The organism is Nonomuraea sp. NPDC003727 (assembly GCF_053586935.1).
In genome coordinates this window covers 100,474-119,763 of record NZ_JBSFNE010000020.1, presented here as the reverse complement: position 1 = coordinate 119,763, position 19,290 = coordinate 100,474, and the positions used below count along the sequence as shown (strand labels likewise).

Below are 19,290 nucleotides of genomic sequence, written 5' to 3'. Positions count from 1 at the left end.
CCGCTACGACAAACGCGCCTACATCTTCCTGGGAACCGTCACGGTCGCAGCCTTGGTCATCTGGCTCCGCACGTGATCCAGGAAACAGCTCCTAGGAGAGCTCCGACAGGCGTTTGCGCAGGTAGCGACGATCGGCCTGCTCGTCCGCCAGTTCGATCGCCCGCCGGTAGGCCGCGGCCGCCTCGGTCCGGCGGCCGAGGCGGCGCAGCAGGTCGGCGCGGGTGGCGGGGAGCAGGTGGTAGCCGTCCAGGCCGGCCAGCGTGTCGATCCGGTCGAGCCCGGCCTGCGGTCCCGCCACCATCGCGAGGGCCACCGCCCTGTTGAGCTCGACCACGGGGGAGGGCAGCATGCGCGCCAGCGTGCCGTACAGCAGGAGGATCTGCCGCCAGTCGGTGTCGTCCGCGCGGGCGGCGGTCGCGTGGCAGGCCGCGATGGCGGCCTGCACCTGGTAGGGCCCGGGACGGCCGCGCGCCAGGTTCGCGTCGAGGACGGCGAGGCCCTCGTCGATCTGGGCGCGGTCCCACCGGGCGCGGTCCTGGCGGTCGAGCGTGACGAGCACGCCCTCGTCGTCGAGCCTGGCCGCCCGCCTGGCATCGTGCAGGAGCATCAGCGCCAGCAGCCCGCCGGCCTCCGGCTCGTCGGGCATCAGGCCGGCCGCGAGCCTGGCCAGCCTGATGGCCTCGCCGCACAGGCCGTGCGCGCTGTAGCCCTGGTTGAACAGCAGGTACAGGACGCCCAGGACGGCCTCGAGCCGTTCGGGCAGCAGCTCGGGCGGCGGCACGGCGAATGGGATCGCCGCCTCGCGGATCCTGCGCTTGGCCCTGACCAGCCGCTGCGACATCGTGGACTCGGGCACCAGGAAGGCACGGGCGATCTCGCCGGTGCCGAGCCCCGCCAGGCTGCGCAGGGTGAGCGCGACCTGCGCCTCGAAGGGCAGCGCGGGATGGCAGCAGGTGAACATCAGCCGCAGCCGGTCGTCGGGGAAGCCGTCGACCTCCGGCTGCGGTCCGGGCGGGTGCGCGGCCAGCTCGCGGAGCTTGGCGGCCCCGGCCGCCTGCCTGCGCAGCCGGTCGGTGGCCCGGTTGCGGGCGGTCACCGTCAGCCACGCGCCCGGCCGGTCGGGGACGCCCTCGCGCGGCCAGCGCTCCATGGCCGTGGCGAAGGCGTCCTGGGCGCACTCCTCGGCCAGGTCCCAGTCGCCGGTGACGCGGATGAGGGTGGCCACGACCTGACCCCATTCGGCGCGGAAGACGCTCTCGATCAGCGCCTGCCGGTCCGGTGGCCCGGTCATGGCTCCCAGACGGGCCTGATCTCGATCTGGTCGTAGCCGGCCGACGGGTGCCTGGCGGCGATCTCGACGGCCTCCTCCAGGTCGGCGCACTCGATGAGGACGAATCCGCCGATCTGCTCCTTGGTCTCCGCGAACGGCCCGTCCGACCGCAGCACCCGGCCCTCCCGCACGCGCACGGTGGTGGCCTCCGAGGTGGGCCGCAGCCCCGCCCCGCCGCGCACCACGCCGCGCGCCTCCATCTCCTCGCTCCAGCCGCCGCAACCCGCCTGGATCTGGGCGTCGACCACCTCGCGCGGCACCGAGGCGTCGGAAGCGATCATGAGCACGTACTTCACGCCGTCGAGCTTACTGCCGGGGCCGGTCGCCGCCGCGGCTACCAGCGGAAGGACCGGCGGTAGGCGGCGGGCGTGGTCCGCAGGGCGTCGTGGAAGCGCCTGCGCAGGTTGGCCGCCGACGACAGTCCGACCCTGGCCGCGATCGTCTCGACCGGAAGATCGGTCTCCTCCAGCAGCGCCTGCGCCGCCGCCACCCGCCGGCCGAGCAGCCACCGGCCCGGGCTGGCGCCGAGCTGCTCGGCGAACCTCCTGGCCAGCGTGCGTGGCGAGATCCCCGCCCTGGCCGCGAGGTCCTCCACGGTCAAGGGCTCGTGCAGCCGCTCGGCGGCCCAGTCCAGGACGGGCGCCAGCGAGTCGGCGACCTTCGCGGTGACCGGCGTGGCGGCGTACTGCAGCTGCCCGCCCTCCCGGTGCGGCGGCATGATCATGTGCCTGGCCACCTGCGCGGCGTAGGCCGCTCCGTGGTCGGCGCGGACCAGCTGGAGGCACAGGTCGATGCCCGCCGCGGTGCCCGCGCTGGTGGCGACGTCGCCCAGGTCGGCGTACAGGATGTCCGGGTCCACCTGGACCAGCGGGAAGCGGGCGGCGAGCTCGGCGGCCATGCGCCAGTGGGTGGTGGCCTTGCGGTGGTCGAGCAGCCCGGCCTGCGCCAGCAGGAAGGCGCCCGAGCAGATCGAGACGATGCGCGCCCCGCGCCCGTGCGCCCGGACGAGGGCGTCGACGACGGCCGCGGAGGCCCGCTCGCCGGGCCGCTGCCAGCCGGGCACGACGACCGTGTCCGCGGTGTCGAGCGCGGGCAGGCCGTCCCGCACGTGCATGTCGTAACCGGCCAGCGTCGGCACCGGCCCCGGACGCTCGGCGCAGACGCCGAAGTCGTAGTGGACCGGCAGCCCCGGCCGGCGCACGCCGAACACCTCGGCCGCGCAGGCCAGCTCGAACGTGGACTGCGGCGGCAGGACGAGCGCGAAGACCCGGTGAACGCCCATGGCAGGAAAGTATCTCAAGATGTCAATCCAGACACTGTGCCGGGGGAGCGGTGGCCGAGCAGGATGGCCGGCATGAATCACCAGGACAACGACATGAACGTGCTGCACGTGGACGAGGTGGAGGCCGTCGAGGTGGTCCCGGGCATCGTCAGGCGGCGGCTGACGGCGACGGACCGGGCCCGCGGCTGGATGTACGACTTCGCCCCCGGCGCCGAGTGGCCCGAGGTCGACCGGCACGACGGGGAGGAGCGCTACTACGTGGTGTCGGGCGAGTTCATCGACAACGGCCACCGTCTCGGCCCGGGCAGCTACGTGGTCTTCGGTCCGGGCAGCACCCACCGGCCGCGCACCGAGTCCGGCGCCCGCATGCTCGGCATCAGTCTCCCGCCTGCCTGACCCTCCAGCAGGTCGTCACCGCCCGTCCGGGACACCGCCCGTCCGGGACACCGCCCGTCCGGGACACCGCCCGTCCGGGACACCGCCCGTCCGGGACACCGCCCGTCCGGGGCGCCGCCCGGGCGGGCGCCCGTCACCGGCTTCCCGCGCGGGGGCGGCGACGGCGGGATACATTGATCTACTTTGTAAAGGCGGTAGCCTGGCCAGGTGACCCCTTACCTCACCCTGAAAGCCCCCGCCGAGCACGAGACCGAGGTCAAGAGGTCCCGCTTCATCTGCGCGATCGCCCCCGCGGAGAGCGTCGAGGCGGCCGCCGCGTTCATCGCCGAGCGGCGCAGGCTGCACCCCGGTGCCACCCACAACTGCACCGCCTACGTCATCGGTCAGCGCCTGCAGAAGGGCGACGACGACGGCGAGCCCGGTGGCACCGCCGGCACGCCGATGGTGCAGGCGCTGGTGGGCCGCGGCTTCAACGACGTGGTCGCGGTCGTGACACGTTACTTCGGCGGCGTGCTGCTCGGCGCGGGCGGCCTGGTCAGGGCGTACGGCTCGGCCGTGACCGAGACCCTCGACCGGGTGGAGCCGGTCCGCATGGTGCCCGCCAGGCTGGTGCGGGTCTCGGTCGGGCACGAGCTGGCCGGCCGGGTGGAGAACGCCCTTCGCGCGTCGGCCTATCCGGTGCGCGAAGCCGGCTACGGGGCCGAGGCGTCCTTCGCGGTGGCGGTGGGGCAGGACCAGGTGGACGTCTTCACCGCCTGGGTGGCCACGCTCACGGCGGGCAGGGCGGCGGTGGCCGTGGAGGCGGAGGTCCACCTCCCCGAGGCGTGACGGGCTCAGCCCTCCAGCGCGTACTGCATGACGCGGAACTTGGTCTGCGCCTCGGCCAGCTCGCAGGCCGGGTCGGAGTCGCCCATGATGCCGCAGCCGGCGAACAGCCGGGCGCGGCGGCCCTTGACGATGCCCGAGCGCAGCGCGATGCCCCACTCGCCGTCGCCGTGGGCGTCGATCCAGCCGACGGGGCCGGCGTAGCCTGCCCGGTCCATGCCTTCGAGCTCGCGGATGAGCCGGATGGCGGTGTCGGTGGGGGTGCCGCCGACGGCGGCGGTGGGGTGCATGGCGGCGACGACGTCGAGGACGGAGGCGCCGTCGGCGAGGGTGCCGGTGACGTGGCTGGCCAGGTGCTGCAGGTTGGGCAGGACGAGGAGCTCGGGCTCGTCGGGCACGCTGAGCCTGGCCGCCAGCGGGGTGAGCGCCTCGCGGACGGAGGCGATGGCGCACTCGTGCTCGTGGCGGTCCTTGGTGGAGGCGAACAGGGCCGCGCCGCGGGCGATGTCGTCGGCGGGGTTGGTGCCGCGTGCGGTGGTGCCGGCCAGCACGAGGGATTCGATCTGCTGGCCCGTGCGGCGGATGAGCAGCTCGGGGGTGGCGCCGACGAGCCCGGCGACCGAGAAGGTGTAGCACTCGGGATAGCGCTCGGCCAGGCGGGTGAGCAGGAGGCGGGTGTCGATGGGGCGCTGCGCGGTGGCGGTGAGGTCGCGGGCGAGCACGACCTTCTCGAGCTCGCCTTCGCGGATGCGCCGGGAGGCGCGGGCGACGATGGCCTCCCACGCGGGGGCGGTGAGGCTGCCGTCGCCGTAGCTGATGCGCCCGGGATCGGTGATGGGGGCCGGCGGCCCGGCGGGGGCGGGATCGCCGATGGTGGTCATCCAGGTCTGCCCGTCGCGGCGGGTCAGCACGGTTCTGGGGATGACGAGAGTGGAGCCGGGTGAGTTCTCGTCGAAGGTGAAGGTGCCGAAGGCGACGGGCCCGATGCCGTCGTGGGTGTGGGCGTCGGCGAAGGCGGAGGAGAGCCACTGGCGGGCCCAGGCGAAGCGGCCGGGGCCCGAGGGCACGGTGACCTTGGCGGCCTCGCCCCATCCGGCGAGGCCCTCGCCGTGCCGGATCCACGCGTAGGGAGCGGTGGAGGGCAGGCTGGCGAGCAGGTTGCCGGGGTCCCCGATCGGGACGGTACGAACCGGCAGAGGGCGGGTTGTTCCGAGCGCGACACTCACTCAAGACATGCTATGCCGGAACTGAACGTGTTCGATTCAGGCCCCCTGCCAAGCCCTACCTTAGGGGAAAATCCGGACACCAGGTGGTATAGGGCTCAACCTGGTTGTGTCAAGCGTCGATAGGAAGTGGGTCCTTGTCGTGGCCTGCCCTCGCGGCCGTCTCTACCTTGGGGGCCATGATCCTTCGCGTGCTCACCGCTGTGATTCTGGTCTCCGGGTCGGGCGCCGTCGAGACCGAACCGGTGCCCGGGGTGATGGCGGCGCTGGGCGATTCGGTGAGCGCGGGGTTCAACGCCTGCGGCTGGTACGTCTCGTGCACGTCGCGCTCCTGGTCGGCGGGCGACAACGCGCACGTGCGCAGCCACTACCTCAGGCTGGCCGAGCGGGAGCCCGAGCTGCGGGGCAACAACCGCAACTTCGCCGTGCCGGGGGCGACCAGCGCCGATCTGATGGGCCAGGTGGACAAGGCGGTCGCGGTCAAGGCGGAGTACGTGACGATCATGCTGGGCGCGCAGGACGCGTGCGTGCGCACCGAGGCGGCGATGACGCCCGTCGAGGTGTTCGGGCAGCGGGTGCGGGAGGCGATGGACCGGTTGCGAGCCGACCTGCCGCAGGCGCGGGTGTTCGTGGCCAGCATCCCCGACCTGCGCAGGTTGTGGAAGGTCGGCAAGGACGACGTGATCGCGCGGACGTTCTGGGGGCTGGGCAGGATCTGCCAGGCGATGCTGGCCAACCCCACCTCGACGAAGCGGGCCGACGTGCGGCGGCGGGCCAGGGTGCGGGCCAGGGTGATGGCCTTCAACAGGGAGTGGGAACGGGCGTGCGCTGCCTACGGGCCGCGGTGCCGTACCGACGGAGGCGCGGTGTTCTCCTATCCGTTCTCGCTGGACCTGGTGAGCAAGTGGGACTACTTCCATCCGAACGCCGACGGCCAGCGGGCGCTGGCCGGCATCACGTTCGAGAAGGGGTTCGACTGGTCTACCGACACACTCTGAGCATGGTGGCCTTGTCGGCCCTGGTGACGGCCATGCCGTACTTCAGCGCGACCTGGGCGAAACGGACGGCGTAGGCGCAGCGGACGCGGCGCTGGGGCGGCAGCCACGCGGCCGGGCCGGAACCGCCCTTGGCCTCGTTGGTGTCGCCGTCGACGGGCAGCAGGTTGAGCGGGTCGTTGGCGAAGCGCAGCCGCTTGGCGGCGGGCCAGCGGGTGGCGCCCATGCGCCAGCTGTAGGACAGCGGGACGACGTGGTCGACCTGGATGTCGTCGGCGCGTCTCTTGCGCCAGGCGATGGTGCGCCCGGTGTAGGGGTCGTCGAGGCTGAGCGCGACGACGTCGCAGGAGGAGCCCCTGCGGTAGGACAGGTCGTGGCCGTCGCGGGCCAGCAGGTCGTCGCGGGTGCGGCAGCCGTTGCCCGCGTACGGCAGGTCGGTGGCGGTGTCGGCCCAGTTCTCGCCGTAGCGGGCGCGGCTGTAGCCGGTCTTGGGCCCCATGCCCCGCACGCGTAACCCGCCGATGAGGTCGCGCGCGGCGGACCTGTCGTCCGCGCTGGTGATGGGGGCCAGCCCTGGGCGGGTGCCGTGGGGGTTGTCGAGCGGGGTGGCCGCGGCGGTGGCCGGCTGGCCGGGGTGCCGTCCGAGGAGGCCGGCGAGGAGTACGGCGGCGGCCAGCACGGCGACCGCGTCCCGAGTGCTCAAGTGGCGCCTCCCGGCCATTCATGGGCACAGGCCGAGTAGATTCCCGCTTCCCCGGGGTTCGACACGACCTGCTCGGCTCAGGTGAGGAAGGTGTGACGGAGGAGGTGGTCCGGCGCGCTGACGATCGCCATCACGTGCTGGGTGAGTTACCGTGTAATCGTGTAATCGACACGGGAGGTCTCGCATGTCCGATCCCCTCGACGCCTACTCCAGCACCGTGTCCTCGGTCGCCGCCGAGCTGATGCCGAAGGTGGCCGGCGTGCGCGCGGACAGGGGCAGCGGTTCGGCCGTGGTGTTCACCACCGACGGCTTCCTGCTGACGAACGCGCACGTGGTCGGCTCGTCCCGGTCGGGGACGGTGGCCTTCGCCGACGGGTCGGCGAGCGACTTCGTGCTGGTGGGCCGGGATCCGCTGTCGGATCTGGCCGTGATCAGGGCCGAGGGCGCGACGCCCGCTCCGGCGGTGCTGGGCGACAGCGACGGCCTGGTGGTGGGCCAGCTGGTGGTGGCGGTCGGCAACCCGCTGGGCCTGGCCGGTTCGGTGACGGCGGGCGTGGTGTCAGGGCTGGGCCGCTCGCTGCCCGTGGGCGGGCGGCTCATCGAGGACGTCATCCAGACCGACGCGGCGCTCAATCCCGGGAACTCCGGCGGGGCGCTGGCCGACGCGCGCGCCAGGGTGGTGGGCATCAACACCGCCGTGGCGGGGGTCGGGGTGGGCCTGGCCGTGCCCGTGAACTCCACCACGCGCTCCATCATCGCCGCGCTGATCAGGGACGGCAGGGTGCGCCGGGCCTTCCTCGGCCTGGTGACCTCGCCCGCGCCGCTGCCCGAGGCGCTGCGGGCGCGGACCGGGCAGCGGCAGGCGCTGCGGGTGATGGAGGTGGTGCCGGGCTCCCCGGCGGCGCGGGCGGGGCTGCGGGCGGGCGACCTGGTGCTGAGCGCCGGACGCAACCCCGTGGGCGACGCGCAGAGCCTTCAGCGGCTGATGTTCGCCGAGGCGATCGGGCGGCCGTTGCCGATCACGGTGTTCCGCAACGGCGCGCTCGTGGACGTCATCGCTGAGCCGGTGGAGCTGGAGACGGTGTGAGCGCGGGCGGCTCGGGCGCGGCCGGCGCGGCGGTGGGGTCGGGCTTGACGTAGGTGCCGTTGCGGCGGGCCAGCAGCTCCTCCAGCAGGGCGTCCCACTTGGCGCCGACGGACTGCACGTCGTAGGTGGCGGCGGTGGCCAGCGCGCCCTCGGCCAGCCGGTGGCGCAGCTCCTCGTCCTCGATGACGCGGATGAGGGCGGCGGCCAGGTTGGCGTTGGTGCGCGGCTTGACCAGCAGGCCGTCGACCTCGTTGGTGATCATCTCCTTGGGGCCGTGCGGGCTGTTGAAGCTCACCACCGCCAGCCCCTTGGCCATCGCCTCCAGGATCGTCATGGGGAAGCCCTCGTGGCGCGAGCTGAGCGCGAAGATCGAGGCCTTCTCCAGCTCGGCGCCGACATCGGTGGTGGGCCCCGGCAGCTCGATCCTGTCCTGCAGCCCGGCCTCGGCCACCTGGGCCCGCAGGTTGTCCTCCTGCGGTCCCGCGCCGAAGATGCGCAGGGTCCAGTCGGGGTGGGCGGCCGCCACGGTCTCCCAGGCGGTGATGAGACGGTGGAAGCCCTTGAGCCTGGTCATGCGGCCGACGGCGACCACGACCTTGTTCTCGAGCTTGGAGACCTCGCCCGTCATGGGCGGCACCGCGTTGGGGATGCGGGCCAGCTTCTTCGGCTTGCGCCGCAGCGTCTCGCGGTAGTCGCGCAGATCGGCCTTGGTCAGGGTGACCAGCGCGTCGAAGCTGCGGTAGCGGCGCTTGATGAGCTCCTGCACCTCCTGCGGCTGTCCCTGCAGGGCCACGTGCTCCTGGCCGATGGTGATGACGCTCGGCAGCGCCAGCTGGGCCAGGGCCAGGTTGAGGCCGGGCCTGGTGGCCATGACGACCCCGGTGTCGATCGAGCGGATCCACCTGGCCAGCTGCAGGTCGGTCCACAGGTTGAAGCGGTGGTAGGCCGCCTCCTGCGGGGGGATGAGCCTGCTCGGCATCTTCGACAGCCGGCCGCGCAGGCCGGTCCTCGGGACGAGCCGGTCGTCGAGGAAGCGGACCTTCACCCGCGGATCGAGGGGGAAGAACGGCTCCTCGGCCTCCTTGAGGATGGAGACGATCTCCACGTCGCGGCCGGTGGCGGCCAGGTATCCGGCCAGGTTGAAGACCGTCCTGATGGTGCCGCCCATGCCGTAGGCATGCAGAAGAAGGATCTTGATCTGGTGCGTGGACGGAGGTGGCGCGGCTCGTCCGCGCCTGCGGTTGTTGGCCTCGAACAGCCGGTAGACGGCCGCCTTGCCCTTGCCTGCCAGTGCACGCACCTGTGGGGGTCCCCTTCTCGGAAGCTTCCGGGTTCACGCGCTTGCCTGTCCCCGTGGCGCGTTCCCCCGCTTTCGCCCTTTAGACGCTCCAATGATGGAGAAGGTTGCAAAGTCTGAGCATCAGCTGTGAAAGATCCGTTCTATCGCGAGATCGATGGCTTTCTCGAGTTGCGTGTCGATCCCTCGGGCGTAGTCCTGAGGTGTGATATCAACCTCAAAGTCCGGGTCTGTCCCATAATTCTCCACTCGCCGGTCACCTTCGACAAAGGTGAAGGAATATTCCGGTTGGGTGGTGAGCGTGCCGTCGGCCAGCCGGTGACGTGGCCAGATGCCGATGACACCGCCCCACGTGCGCTTGCCGACCAGCGGGCCGAGTCCGAGCAGCTTGAAGGTGTGGCTGAAGATGTCGCCGTCGGAGCCCGCCCACTCGTTGGTGACGGCCACCAGCGGGCCGCGCGGCGACTCCGGCGGGTACGGCTCGGCGTCGCCGCGACGCGGATGCTCGTAGCCGACGCGGCGGCGGGCGAGCTTGTCGAGCAGGAGCGCGGAGATGTTGCCTCCGGTGTTGAACCTGACGTCCACGATGAGCGCCTCGCGGTCGTACTCGGACAGGTAGCCGCGGTGGAACTCGCCGAACCCGGCGGTGCCCATGTCGGGGATGTGGACGTAGCCGACGCGGCCGCCGCTGCGCTGGTGGCAGCGGGCGCGGTTGAGGTTGACCCAGTCGCGGTAGCGGGCGGGCTGCTCGTCGGCGATGGCGCGGACGGTCACGGTGAACGTGCGCCCCTGCCTGGACAGGGCCAGCTCGACCTCCTGCCCGGCCTGGTTGACCAGTGCCTGGTTGGGCGTGGTGGTCGCGCCGACGGGGATGCCGTTGACGGCCAGCAGCGCGTCGCCCTGCCGTACGTGGACGCCGAGCCGGTTGAGCGGTGAGGTGGCCTCCGGATCCCACGGGTCGCCCTGGACGACGCGGCCGATCACGTAGGCGCCGTCCCTGTACTCCCAGTCGACGCCGAGCTTGCCCTGGGTGTAGTCGGGGCCGGGCCGGTACTCGCCGCCGATCTCGTAGGCGTGGCTGGTGCCGAGCTCGCCCTGCAGCTCCCACAGCAGGTCGGAGAACTCCCCCCGGGTGGTGACGCGGTCCAGCAGCGGCAGGTAGCGCTCGTAGACGGCCTGCCAGTCGAGCCCGGCCATGTCGGCCGACCAGAAGTTCTCCCGCTGCAGCCGCCACGCCTCGCGGAACATCTGCCGCCACTCCGCCTCGGGGCTGAGGGAGACCTTGACACGGGACAGGTCGAGCCATCCGCTCTGCCGGCCGGGCGTCTCGTCGTCCACGTCGGGGACCTCACCGGCCTTGAGCAGCCGCAGGCGATCTCCGGCCCGGTAGAGCAGGCTCCGGTGGTCGGCGGCCAGCACGAAGTCGGTGACGTCGGTGGCGAAGGTCTCGTCCTTCTGCTTGTCGAAGTCGAACAGGTGCAGCGTGCCCTCGTCGGCCTCGATCGGGTGGGACAGGATCAGCACCTTGCCCTTGAGCCCCGCCAGCCGCTCGTAGCGTCCCTCGGGCAGCGGGAAGGCGGTGATCCGGTACGGCAGGCGCTCGACGTCGACGGCCGGCTCACCCGGCACGTCGCCCTCGTCCTCCCCTTCCTCCGCCTCGTCCCTGCCGTCGTCCTCGTCGTCCCCGTCGTCGTTCTTGGCGGCGAGCGGCCGCGGCCGGGGCACGAACGGGGAGGGCACGTCCTCGCGCAGGGCGATGGCGTAGGGCCTGGTGCCCAGCGGGAAGCCGAGATCGAACTGCAGGGCGTCGTAGACGGGGTTGAAGACGCGCTGGCCGATGAAGTAGAGGTAGTCGCCCTCGGGATCGAAGGCGGGGCGGTAGTCCTTGAGCACCGGGTGGGTGGCGGTCACCGTACGGCCGGAGGGCACGTGGTGCATCTTGATGGCGGTGTGCTGGGCGCTGGTGGGCGAGGCGTAGGCGAGCCAGCGGCCGTCGGGCGACCAGGCGGGGTCCTCGACCGCGGCGTGCGGGTTGGCCTCGACCAGAGTGGCGGTGCGCCTGGCGAGGTCGACGACGTGGAGCTCGTGGCGGTGGTTGGTCACGGCGATCAGGTCACCGGCGGGCGCGGCGACCAGGTCGGTGACCCGTCCGGTGTCGAGGTGGTCGAGGCGTGTCTGGCTCCTGCCGTCGAGCAGCACGAGGACCTCGCGGTCGCCGTCGTCGCTGGCGGCGGCCACCATACCGCCCCCGCCGGTCCAGGTGAGGAAGCGGTAGCGGACGCCGTCGACCTCCCCGTGCTGGTGGACGGGCCCCTCCCAGCCGGCGAAGGTGTAGGCCTTGCCACGGGTCGTGATCGCCACCGCGCTGCCGTCGGGGCTGGGCGTGGCGCTGTCGAGGTAGTCGGAGGCGTCGACGAAGCGCCGGTTGCGCTGGGTGCGGGAACTGGCCAGCAGCACCTCCACCCGCCTGGTCTCGCTGTCCGGTTCGAGGACGTAGAGGTCACCCGCCGCGTGGTAGACGAGCGTGTGGCCGTCGCTGGAGAGGTTGCGGGCGTAGTAGTCGCGGTGATGGGTGTGCTTGCGCAGGTCCGAACCGTCGGGCGCGCACGAGTAGACGTTGCCGGTGCCCTCGTGGTCGGACAGGAAGCAGACCCGGTCACCGCTCCAGCACGGCGAGGCGAGGTTGCCCGGCAGGCTGATCAGCCGCCGCCAGTCGCCCTGACCGGCCGGGTCGATCCACAGATCGCCGGCGGTGCCGCCCCGGTAGCGCTTCCACCGGGCGGGGTCGGCGGTGTTGCGGCCCAGCACGATCATGTCCCGCGGTCCGTGGCTGATGCTCGTGGCCGGCCCGTACGGCAGGCGCTCGGGCACCCCGCCGGGCCGCACCCGGTGCAGCCACTTCTGCCCTTCGAACGGCTGCTGCGCGTCGCTGGCGTACAGCACCCTGTCGTGCGGGTCCCAGCCGGTGACGGTGCACCGGGCACCGTGGAAGGTCACCCGCCTGGCCGCCCCGCCGCCCGCGGGCATGACGTAGACCTCCTCGGGACCCTCCTCCCTGCCGACGAAGGCGAGCTGGTCGCCGCGCGGCGAGAACCGCGGGTAGGCGGCCTCGGCCAGCCCCGCGGTCAACCGGAAGGCGCGCCCGCCCTGCGCGGGGACCATCCAGAGATCGTCCTCCGCCGCGAAGACGACGACGTCTTTGAAGATCGCTGGGAAGCGCAGGTATGCCGTCATTGGCCGCTCCGTGATCAGGCAGCCGGACGGGCGGCCGGCTGCCTGATCATGATCGCACCGTCGCGGTGAGGGGAACCTACTCGCCTTCCGGTTTCTTGCCGGCCTCGCGTTTGGCGTTCTTGGAGGCTCTTGTCGCCTTGATGCTCGCCTTCTTGGCCTTACCGGACTTGGCGGGTTTCTTCTGCGGTTCTGGCATTGGTCGTTCCCCCGATGTGTCGGCCCGCTATTCGGGCATCAACCCCGTTAATACCCAAATGGCTACTTGGCCTCACAAAAGGGACAACTGTTCCGGCTTGGCGGCTTGCTCCGGTCTGATGCGCCACGAAGGCGAGCGGCCGATCCCGGCACGCTCGGCCAGCCGCCTGACGTGGGCCGTCACCTGATCCTGGTAGGCCTTCGGCGCGTAGGCGCCCCTGCCGTACAGCTCCAGGTAGCGCGGCACCAGCCGCGGATGCTCGCGCGAGAGCCAGCCGAGGAACCATTCGCGCGCCCCGGGCCGCAGGTGGAGCACGATCGGCGTGACGTGCGTGGCGCCGGCCGCCGCGATCTGCCCGACCGTCTCCTCCAACTGCCCGGGGGAGTCGGACAGGTAGGGCAGGATCGGCGCCATCAGCACGCCGCAGGCGATGCCGCTGTCGTTGAGCCGCCGGCAGACTTCGAGCCGCCGCCGCGGATGGGGGGTGCCCGGCTCCACCGTCCGCCACAGCTCGGCGTCGAGGAAGCCCACCGACACCGCCGTGCTCACCTCCGTCACCCGTGCCGCCGACACCAGCAGCGGCAGGTCGCGCAGGATCAGCGTGCCCTTGGTGAGGATCGAGAAGGGGTTGGCGGCCTCGCCCAGCGCCCGCAGGATGCCGGGCATCAGCCGGTAGCGGCCCTCGGCGCGCTGGTAGCAGTCGACGTTGGTGCCCATCGCGACGTGCTCGCCGCCCCAGCGCGGCGCGGCGAGCTCCTTACGGGCGAGCTCCGCGGCGTTGACCTTCACCACGATCCTGGAGTCGAAGTCGTGGCCGGCGTCGAGGTCGAGATACTCGTGGGTCTTGCGGGCGAAGCAGTAGACGCACGAGTGGCTGCACCCCCGGTAGGGGTTGATGGTGTAGGAGAACGGCACGCGACTGGCGGCCGGCACCTTGTTGATGATCGATCTCGCGTGGATCTCGTAGAAGGTCATCCCCCGGAACTCGGGGGTGTCGAAGGTGCGGGTCACCGCGCCACGGGCGAACAGCGGCAGCGTCGAATCGTCGCCGCCGGCGTCGGTCAGACGCAGGTTGTCCCAGCGCATGACATGATTAGAACGCAGGTTCGACAATGATCGCAACAGGAAAGACTCTGCAATTCGCTGCCCTAGGAACGGATAATGATCTTCACGGTTGGGCAGGAAACGGTGCACAGAGCTTGCGTTCGGAGGTGCACGATGGCCTGGTCGCAGGACGAGGAGCGGATGCTGGCACAGATCGAGCGCCACCTCGTCGACGATGATCCGCGACTCGTCGCGCGGCTGGAGTCGTTCAACGATCGCGTACGGCGCAGCGAGGAGTCCGAGCGCCGCCGGACGGCCAGAGCCAACGGCGAGCAGCCCGCCAGGCGCCGCCTCCGCCGCTCGACGGTCATCATCGTGATCAGCTGGGTGCTGATCGCCACGCTGGTGGCGACGCTGCTGGTGCTGGTCCTCCGCCAGGAGGCCGCCGCGCTGGCCTTCTAGGCCGCCCCGGCGGCCGCACTCGCGACGGCCTTCAGGGTGCGCCGCCGCCGGCGGGAGCTCGTGGAGCTCGGCCGCCGGCAGCCGCTCCCGCACGTCCCACGGCATCCCCGACCGTGCGGGCACGGCCCGGATCCCGGGCCGCCGGATACTCGGTCACCGTGGGTGCAGGCGGGCGCCTACGCGATACGGTCACCGTCGATGTACTTACTTGGCCGACAGGACGCGTCCCATGAAGATGGGGCGCTTGGTCTCCCAGTACCTCCAGCCCTCGACCCTCGACGGGACGTTGGCGATGCCGGTGGCGACCGGGTGGACGTCGCAGTTCTGGAACTGCCGCCAGGCCGAGAAGCCGATGCGGTAGCCGAAGACGCGGTACCACAGGTTGCCGTACATGTTCTTGCTGATGGTGTGGGTGTACTCGTGGCCCGCCTCGACGATGTTCTCCTCGGCGAGCAGCGGATTCACGTTGTTGCGCAGCCTGCGGATCAGAGTGTCCTGGTTGAAGGGCATCTGGATCTCGCTGCCCTTCTCGCGCTCGATCTCGACTTCCCAGTACACGCGGTGCTGGCGCCTGACGGTCGCCGTGATCTCGCCGCCGGGGCCGTCGATGAAGCGGCTACGCGGGATGAAGAAGTTCCTCGGCTCGAAGTTGTGGAACCGGAAGAAGCTCCTGGGCCTGCACTTCCTCCTGGCCTCCTCCCGCAGCGTGGGGCGACCGTTGGGGCGGGGATCCGAAGCCGCGACCCCTGCGGAGGCCCCGCTCCCCACGGTCGGGGACGCGATGGCCGGTGAGCACAGGCTGGCGCCGAGCGCCATGGAGACGGATCCCGCCAGCGTCAGCGTCGCCACCCTCCTCAGTGGCTTGTGCCGCGCCGGCGGTGTCGGTGTGGTGTCTGTTCGGGGACTCGTGAACATAGAGAAAATCCGTTCCCTCTCGGATCGCGGCGGGGCCGCGACTGACTCGCTGGCCGGATGACGGCCGACGCTCGTCCGTTGAGTGACTCAACGTAACAATGAGGATGCTTACAGTCGTCGCGGGTTGTCTTGTGACGACACGCCACGCCGGAGTCTCCCGAGCGAGGAAAGTGCCGGTCAAAAGCTACGAAAACGCTGAGCGCCGCGCGGCGTCCCCGCTCCGCCGGCGGTGCGGCAGGGCCGGTCATGGCACGGAAAGATCGCGTTTCCTGATGTGACGGGCCCGCCACTCCGTCTGGCACGGTCCCGCGACACGCGACACCACCAGTTCTCATATCGAAACTGATATTGGTTGATCGTCCATATCGCTATTGGACTGCACCGGGCCGGGCCTGCTTTGCTCCTTGCCTCTGACAGCCGACGCAAGGATGTGACATGCGAAACCCGCGCGCCCGCCGGCTCTCGGCCGCGCTGCCCGCGACCGCTCTGGCGATCTCCCTCCTGTCCGGGGCCGCCCCCGGCATCGCCACGGCCTCGGCCGCCACCGTGACGGCGGCGCGGCCGCTCTCGGCGCAGGCCCAGGTCGGGAAGGAACTGCGCGAGCTCGAGGCGTCCTTCGACGGCCGCATCGGCGCGTACGCCGTGGACACCGCGACCGGCAGGACCGTGACATACCGGGCGGGCGAGCGTTTCCCGTTGCTGTCGACGTTCAAGGCGCCCTTGTGCGCGGCCGCGCTGCACAAGGCCCGCACCTCCGAGCCCGGCCTGATGGAGAAGGTCGTCACGTGGACGGCCGCCGACCTCAAGCCCAACTCGCCGACCACCGAGAAGCACGTCGAGGACGGCCTGACGGTCGCCCAGCTGTGCGAGGCGACCATCACCCTGAGCGACAACACCGCGGGCAACATGGTGCTCAAGCAGATCGGCGGGCCGGCCGGCCTGACGAGGTACTTCCGCTCGCTGAAGGACCCGATCTCCCGCCTGGACCGCTGGGAGACCGAGCTCAACGACTGGACCCCCAAGGACAACCGCGACACCACCACGCCCGCCGCCATCTCCCGCGACCTGCGCCTGATCACGACCGGGAACGCGCTGCACCCCAAGGACCGGGCACGGCTCAACGCCTGGCTCATCGCGAGCAAGACCGGCGACGAGCGCATCCGTGCCGGCCTGCCCAAGACGTGGACCATCGGCGACAAGACCGGCACGAACACCGAGATCGGCGCGGGCAACGACCTCGCCGTCATCTGGCCGGGCAAGGCGGCGGCGCCCATCATCATGGCCGTCTACACCAACCGCGGCACCCCCGCCGTCGACAACACGGTCATCGCCAAGACCGCCACCATCCTGGCGCGTGGGCTCGGCAAGCTCTGATGGCGCGACGGACAGCGAAGGTCGTCCGGCTGGCCGCCGCGGGCGTGGCGGCCGGCGTGGTCGTGGCGGGGATCGCCTTCCCCGCCACGGGGGGTGCGGGTCTGGGGCTCATGTCGGCTGTGGGACAGGTCGACCTCAGGCCGGTCGCCCTCGCCGAGCCGCCGCTGGCCGAGGTCACGACCGTGCAGGACGCCAAGGGCAACGAGATCGCGCGCTTCTACGAGCAGTACCGGGAGGCCGTCGGCTTCGACGAGATCGCCGAGGTCATGAAGAAGGCGATCGTCTCGATCGAGGACTACCGCTTCTACGAGCACGGCGCCATCGACCTCGAGGGCACGGTGCGGGCGCTCGCCACGAACCTGCGGGCGGGCCAGGTCAGCCAGGGCGGGTCGAGCATCACCCAGCAGTACGTCAAGCAGGTGCTGCTCAACTCCGCCGACACGCAGGCCGAGCAGAACGCCGCCCTCGAGGCCAGCTACGCGCGCAAGCTGAAAGAGCTGCGGTACGCCATGGGGGTCGAGAAGGCCTACACCAAGGACCAGATCCTCGAGAAGTACCTGAACATCGCCTACTTCGGCGCCGGCGCCTACGGCGTCGAGGCGGCGGCCAAGCGGTTCTTCGGCGTCCGGGCCGGCAAGCTCACACTCGCGCAGGCGGCGACGCTGGCGGGAGCCGTTCAGGATCCGAACGCCACCGACCCGAACCTCGGCGGCAAGTACCGCGAGCGGCTGCGCAAGCGCCGTGACGTGGTGCTCGACCGGATGGCCGAGCTGGGCGCGATCACCCCGGCGGCGGCCGCGGCGGCGAAGGCCACCAAGCTCGGCTACAAGGGCACGAAGCTCCCCGGCGGCTGCGAGTCCACCAAATACACCTACTTCTGCCTGTATGTCCGACACGAGATCCTGAGCAACCCCGACTTCGGCAAGACCGCCGACGAGCGCCTCAAGATGCTCAACCGCGGCGGGCTGACCATCAAGACCACGATCAACCCGGCCATGCAGGCCGCCGCCGACCGGGCCATCAGGCGGTACGTGCGCGCCTCCGACGGCCCCCTCGCCGCCGAGGCCCTGGTCCAGCCGGGCACCGGAGCGATCAGGGCCATGGCCGCGAGCCGGCCGTACGGCCCCCGCAAGTCCAGGAACGAGATCTCCTACAACGTCGTCGCGGACGCCGCGCACGGCGGCGGGGTCGGGTTCCAGGCGGGCTCCACGTTCAAGACCTTCACCCTGATCAGCGCGCTGCAGCGGGGCATGAAGCTCGACGACGGCCTGAGCGCCGGCGCCGGCTACCGGGCGCCGGACTTCGCCACGTTCAGGACCTGCGCGGGCGGCAAGGTCGGCGACCCCCGGCACACGGTCACCAACGACGAGGGCTCGCCCGGGTGGAAGACGCTGCGGACCGGCACCTGGAGTTCGGTGAACACCTTCTTCATGGAACTCCAGCAGCGGGTCGGGCTCTGCAGCACGGTCACCACGGCCCAGTCGCTGGGCGTCCGGCGTGCCGACGGTCGCAAGCTGCGCGAGGTCGAGACGTTCACGCTCGGCGTCAACGAGATGGACCCGGTGACGGTGGCCAACGCGTACGCGGCCATCGCGGCGCGCGGCCGGTACTGCGCGCCGATGGCGATCACGCAGATCACCGACCGGGACGGCAAGGTCACCCGGTACCGGCCCAAATGCCGCCAGGCACTCGACCCCGAGATCGCCGACGCGACGGCGGAGGTGCTGTCCGGCGTGTTCACCAAGGGCACGATGCGCGGCGTCGGGGGCATCGGGCGCCCCGCGGCGGGTAAGACGGGCACCACCGACGGCTACGCGACCGCCTGGTTCGCCGGATTCACTCCGGATCTGGCGTCGGCGGTCAGCATCGGCGACCCGCGCGGCTCCCAGCGGTACAAGCTGACCGGGGTGACGATCGGCGGGCGCTACTACGGAACGGTGGAGGGGGCCACCCTGCCCGGGCCGATCTGGAAGGACACGATGCTCGGCGCGCTCACGGGCGTGCCGCCGACGCGGTTCACGCCCCTGAACGCGGAGCGCTTCGAGGGCTGCTCCGGGCACTGCCGTCCCGCGCCGGAGTCCGCACCCGACGACGGCGACAGCGCACGTGAGGCCGACTCCGGCACCGACGCCATCGGGAACGCCGACGAGTCAGGTGCCGACGAGGCCGCCGATCCTGACACCGGGGCCGTGGAGGACACCCGTCCGCGTGGCCGCCGCCACGGTCCGCCCAACGGCTGAGGCCGGTCTCCCACCTGTCCGGGCCGCCGGCCGTTCCGGCGCCAGGCGGCACGCTCGTCCGGGTGGGCGAAGCGGGCAGTGCCCGGGCGCGGCGGGCGGGGTTGCGGTGGCGCGGCCCCGGTGGCGCGGCTCCGGTGGCGCGGCTCCGGTGGCGCGGCTCCGGTGGCGCGGTCCCCTTCGGGACATGCGGCGGCCGACGAACGTCGAGGGCCCCGGCGACATGCCGGGGCCCTCTTCTCAACGTGTCACATGGAGTCGGCGCGACTCATGCTCCATCATGACCGCCACCTCGCCGCCGACGCACGCACGACACGCCAGGCAACCGCCTCCCGCACACCTCGAGCCGTGTCGCCCCTGACCGGCGCCGTCCCTGGAAGGTCCGTCGGACGGCGTGGCCGCGTCGTCGAGGACGGCCGGCGGATTCTCCGGAAAGTGTGCAATCGGCATATATATCCGACATGGCGATACAAAATAGCATGTGCTGGGAAATTCAGAAAATAGCGCACTGCTGCGTTCATTGCTCTATTCTTTGCTCTTCTCTTGCGGTTGATGTGATCTGGTTCCAGTGGTGCCGGGAATGTAGAGATCGATCACATTATTCATGTGCGTAATGCACTCATGCCCGCATGTACTCATAGGAGCGCCCTTCTCGAGCGAGAAATGCCGAAGCGGCTGATCCGGCGGAAG

Annotated in this window: 16 protein-coding genes; 7 read left to right on the top strand and 9 right to left on the bottom strand. The window is 71.2% G+C overall.

What is annotated here, in order from left to right:
- Positions 1-91: 91 nt before the first annotated feature.
- Genes ACWDLG_RS37075 through ACWDLG_RS37065 form a run of 3 tightly spaced genes read right to left on the bottom strand, consistent with a single transcriptional unit; the run spans position 92 to position 2,612 of the window.
- Positions 92-1,291 carry an RNA polymerase sigma factor gene (locus ACWDLG_RS37075; RefSeq protein WP_449929093.1) on the bottom strand — a complete coding sequence of 400 codons (1,200 nt, stop codon included), beginning with the start codon at positions 1,289-1,291 and terminating at the stop codon, positions 92-94.
- On the bottom strand, positions 1,288-1,626 hold the full coding sequence (locus tag ACWDLG_RS37070) for a YciI family protein (RefSeq protein WP_449929091.1): 339 nt from the start codon (positions 1,624-1,626) through the stop codon (positions 1,288-1,290). The genes ACWDLG_RS37075 and ACWDLG_RS37070 overlap by 4 nt, the downstream gene beginning before the upstream one ends.
- Before the next feature lie 38 nt (positions 1,627-1,664).
- Positions 1,665-2,612 (bottom strand): helix-turn-helix domain-containing protein, encoded by a 948-nt coding sequence (locus ACWDLG_RS37065; protein WP_449929089.1) that lies wholly within the window; start codon positions 2,610-2,612, stop codon positions 1,665-1,667.
- 72 nt (positions 2,613-2,684) lie between these two features.
- On the opposite strand from ACWDLG_RS37065, the gene ACWDLG_RS37060 reads away from it, so the two are divergent.
- Both ACWDLG_RS37060 and ACWDLG_RS37055 read left to right on the top strand, forming a co-directional pair.
- Positions 2,685-3,008, top strand: coding sequence for a cupin domain-containing protein (locus tag ACWDLG_RS37060; RefSeq protein WP_449929087.1), 324 nt, complete (start codon positions 2,685-2,687; stop codon positions 3,006-3,008).
- Positions 3,009-3,215: 207 nt separating this feature from the next.
- On the top strand, positions 3,216-3,836 hold the full coding sequence (locus ACWDLG_RS37055; protein ID WP_449929085.1) for a YigZ family protein: 621 nt from the start codon (positions 3,216-3,218) through the stop codon (positions 3,834-3,836).
- Positions 3,837-3,841: 5 nt separating this feature from the next.
- Here the strand turns inward: ACWDLG_RS37055 and ACWDLG_RS37050 are convergent, their stop codons facing one another.
- The gene (locus tag ACWDLG_RS37050) at positions 3,842-5,059 is read right to left on the bottom strand and encodes an isochorismate synthase (protein WP_449929083.1); all 1,218 of its coding nucleotides are present in this window, start codon (positions 5,057-5,059) and stop codon (positions 3,842-3,844) included.
- A gap of 176 nt (positions 5,060-5,235) precedes the next feature.
- Between ACWDLG_RS37050 and ACWDLG_RS37045 the strand changes: the two genes are divergently transcribed.
- Entirely contained in the window at positions 5,236-6,054 is an 819-nt protein-coding gene (locus ACWDLG_RS37045) for an SGNH/GDSL hydrolase family protein (RefSeq protein ID WP_449929081.1), read from the top strand.
- On the opposite strand, the gene ACWDLG_RS37040 is transcribed toward ACWDLG_RS37045, so the two are convergent.
- Positions 6,038-6,754, bottom strand: a complete 717-nt coding sequence (locus tag ACWDLG_RS37040) for an HNH endonuclease family protein (protein WP_354916200.1) — start codon at positions 6,752-6,754, stop codon at positions 6,038-6,040. The two genes, ACWDLG_RS37045 and ACWDLG_RS37040, sit on opposite strands and share 17 nt — an antisense overlap.
- A gap of 184 nt (positions 6,755-6,938) precedes the next feature.
- Here ACWDLG_RS37040 and ACWDLG_RS37035 point away from each other — a divergent pair, with 184 nt between their 5' ends.
- Positions 6,939-7,841 carry a S1C family serine protease gene (locus ACWDLG_RS37035; protein WP_449929079.1) on the top strand — a complete coding sequence of 301 codons (903 nt, stop codon included), beginning with the start codon at positions 6,939-6,941 and terminating at the stop codon, positions 7,839-7,841.
- Here the strand turns inward: ACWDLG_RS37035 and ACWDLG_RS37030 are convergent.
- The 3 genes from ACWDLG_RS37030 to ACWDLG_RS37020 form a co-directional block, all read right to left on the bottom strand.
- Entirely contained in the window at positions 7,807-9,141 is a 1,335-nt protein-coding gene (locus ACWDLG_RS37030; protein ID WP_449929077.1) for a glycosyltransferase family 4 protein, read from the bottom strand. The two genes, ACWDLG_RS37035 and ACWDLG_RS37030, sit on opposite strands and share 35 nt — an antisense overlap.
- 120 nt (positions 9,142-9,261) lie before the next feature.
- The gene (locus tag ACWDLG_RS37025; protein ID WP_449929075.1) at positions 9,262-12,372 is read right to left on the bottom strand and encodes a S41 family peptidase; all 3,111 of its coding nucleotides are present in this window, start codon (positions 12,370-12,372) and stop codon (positions 9,262-9,264) included.
- 268 nt (positions 12,373-12,640) lie between these two features.
- Complete coding sequence (locus ACWDLG_RS37020) at positions 12,641-13,654, bottom strand: Rv2578c family radical SAM protein (RefSeq protein ID WP_449929073.1); 1,014 nt, start codon at positions 13,652-13,654, stop codon at positions 12,641-12,643.
- A 132-nt stretch (positions 13,655-13,786) separates the two neighbouring features.
- Here ACWDLG_RS37020 and ACWDLG_RS37015 point away from each other — a divergent pair, with 132 nt between their 5' ends.
- The gene (locus ACWDLG_RS37015; protein ID WP_449929071.1) at positions 13,787-14,074 is read left to right on the top strand and encodes a DUF3040 domain-containing protein; all 288 of its coding nucleotides are present in this window, start codon (positions 13,787-13,789) and stop codon (positions 14,072-14,074) included.
- 204 nt (positions 14,075-14,278) lie between these two features.
- Here the strand turns inward: ACWDLG_RS37015 and ACWDLG_RS37010 are convergent, their stop codons facing one another.
- Positions 14,279-14,923, bottom strand: a complete 645-nt coding sequence (locus ACWDLG_RS37010) for a hypothetical protein (RefSeq protein ID WP_449929069.1) — start codon at positions 14,921-14,923, stop codon at positions 14,279-14,281.
- Positions 14,924-15,424: 501 nt separating this feature from the next.
- Here ACWDLG_RS37010 and bla point away from each other — a divergent pair.
- Together bla and ACWDLG_RS37000 are read left to right on the top strand one after the other, a co-directional pair.
- Positions 15,425-16,363, top strand: a complete 939-nt coding sequence (gene bla, locus ACWDLG_RS37005) for a class A beta-lactamase (protein ID WP_449929067.1) — start codon at positions 15,425-15,427, stop codon at positions 16,361-16,363.
- Positions 16,363-18,603, top strand: coding sequence for a transglycosylase domain-containing protein (locus ACWDLG_RS37000; protein WP_449929065.1), 2,241 nt, complete (start codon positions 16,363-16,365; stop codon positions 18,601-18,603). Before bla ends, ACWDLG_RS37000 begins: the two co-directional genes overlap by 1 nt.
- Positions 18,604-19,290 lie beyond the last annotated feature (687 nt).

Coding starts and splice junctions, on each gene's coding strand:
- ACWDLG_RS37075 (WP_449929093.1), bottom strand. CDS start 1,291: ATGACCGGGCCACCGGACCGGCAGGCGCTGATCGAGAGCGTCTTCCGC.
- ACWDLG_RS37065 (WP_449929089.1), bottom strand. CDS start 2,612: ATGGGCGTTCACCGGGTCTTCGCGCTCGTCCTGCCGCCGCAGTCCACG.
- ACWDLG_RS37060 (WP_449929087.1), top strand. CDS start 2,685: ATGAATCACCAGGACAACGACATGAACGTGCTGCACGTGGACGAGGTG.
- ACWDLG_RS37045 (WP_449929081.1), top strand. CDS start 5,236: ATGATCCTTCGCGTGCTCACCGCTGTGATTCTGGTCTCCGGGTCGGGC.
- ACWDLG_RS37035 (WP_449929079.1), top strand. CDS start 6,939: ATGTCCGATCCCCTCGACGCCTACTCCAGCACCGTGTCCTCGGTCGCC.
- ACWDLG_RS37025 (WP_449929075.1), bottom strand. CDS start 12,372: ATGACGGCATACCTGCGCTTCCCAGCGATCTTCAAAGACGTCGTCGTC.
- ACWDLG_RS37020 (WP_449929073.1), bottom strand. CDS start 13,654: ATGCGCTGGGACAACCTGCGTCTGACCGACGCCGGCGGCGACGATTCG.
- ACWDLG_RS37015 (WP_449929071.1), top strand. CDS start 13,787: ATGGCCTGGTCGCAGGACGAGGAGCGGATGCTGGCACAGATCGAGCGC.
- bla (WP_449929067.1), top strand. CDS start 15,425: ATGCGAAACCCGCGCGCCCGCCGGCTCTCGGCCGCGCTGCCCGCGACC.
- ACWDLG_RS37000 (WP_449929065.1), top strand. CDS start 16,363: ATGGCGCGACGGACAGCGAAGGTCGTCCGGCTGGCCGCCGCGGGCGTG.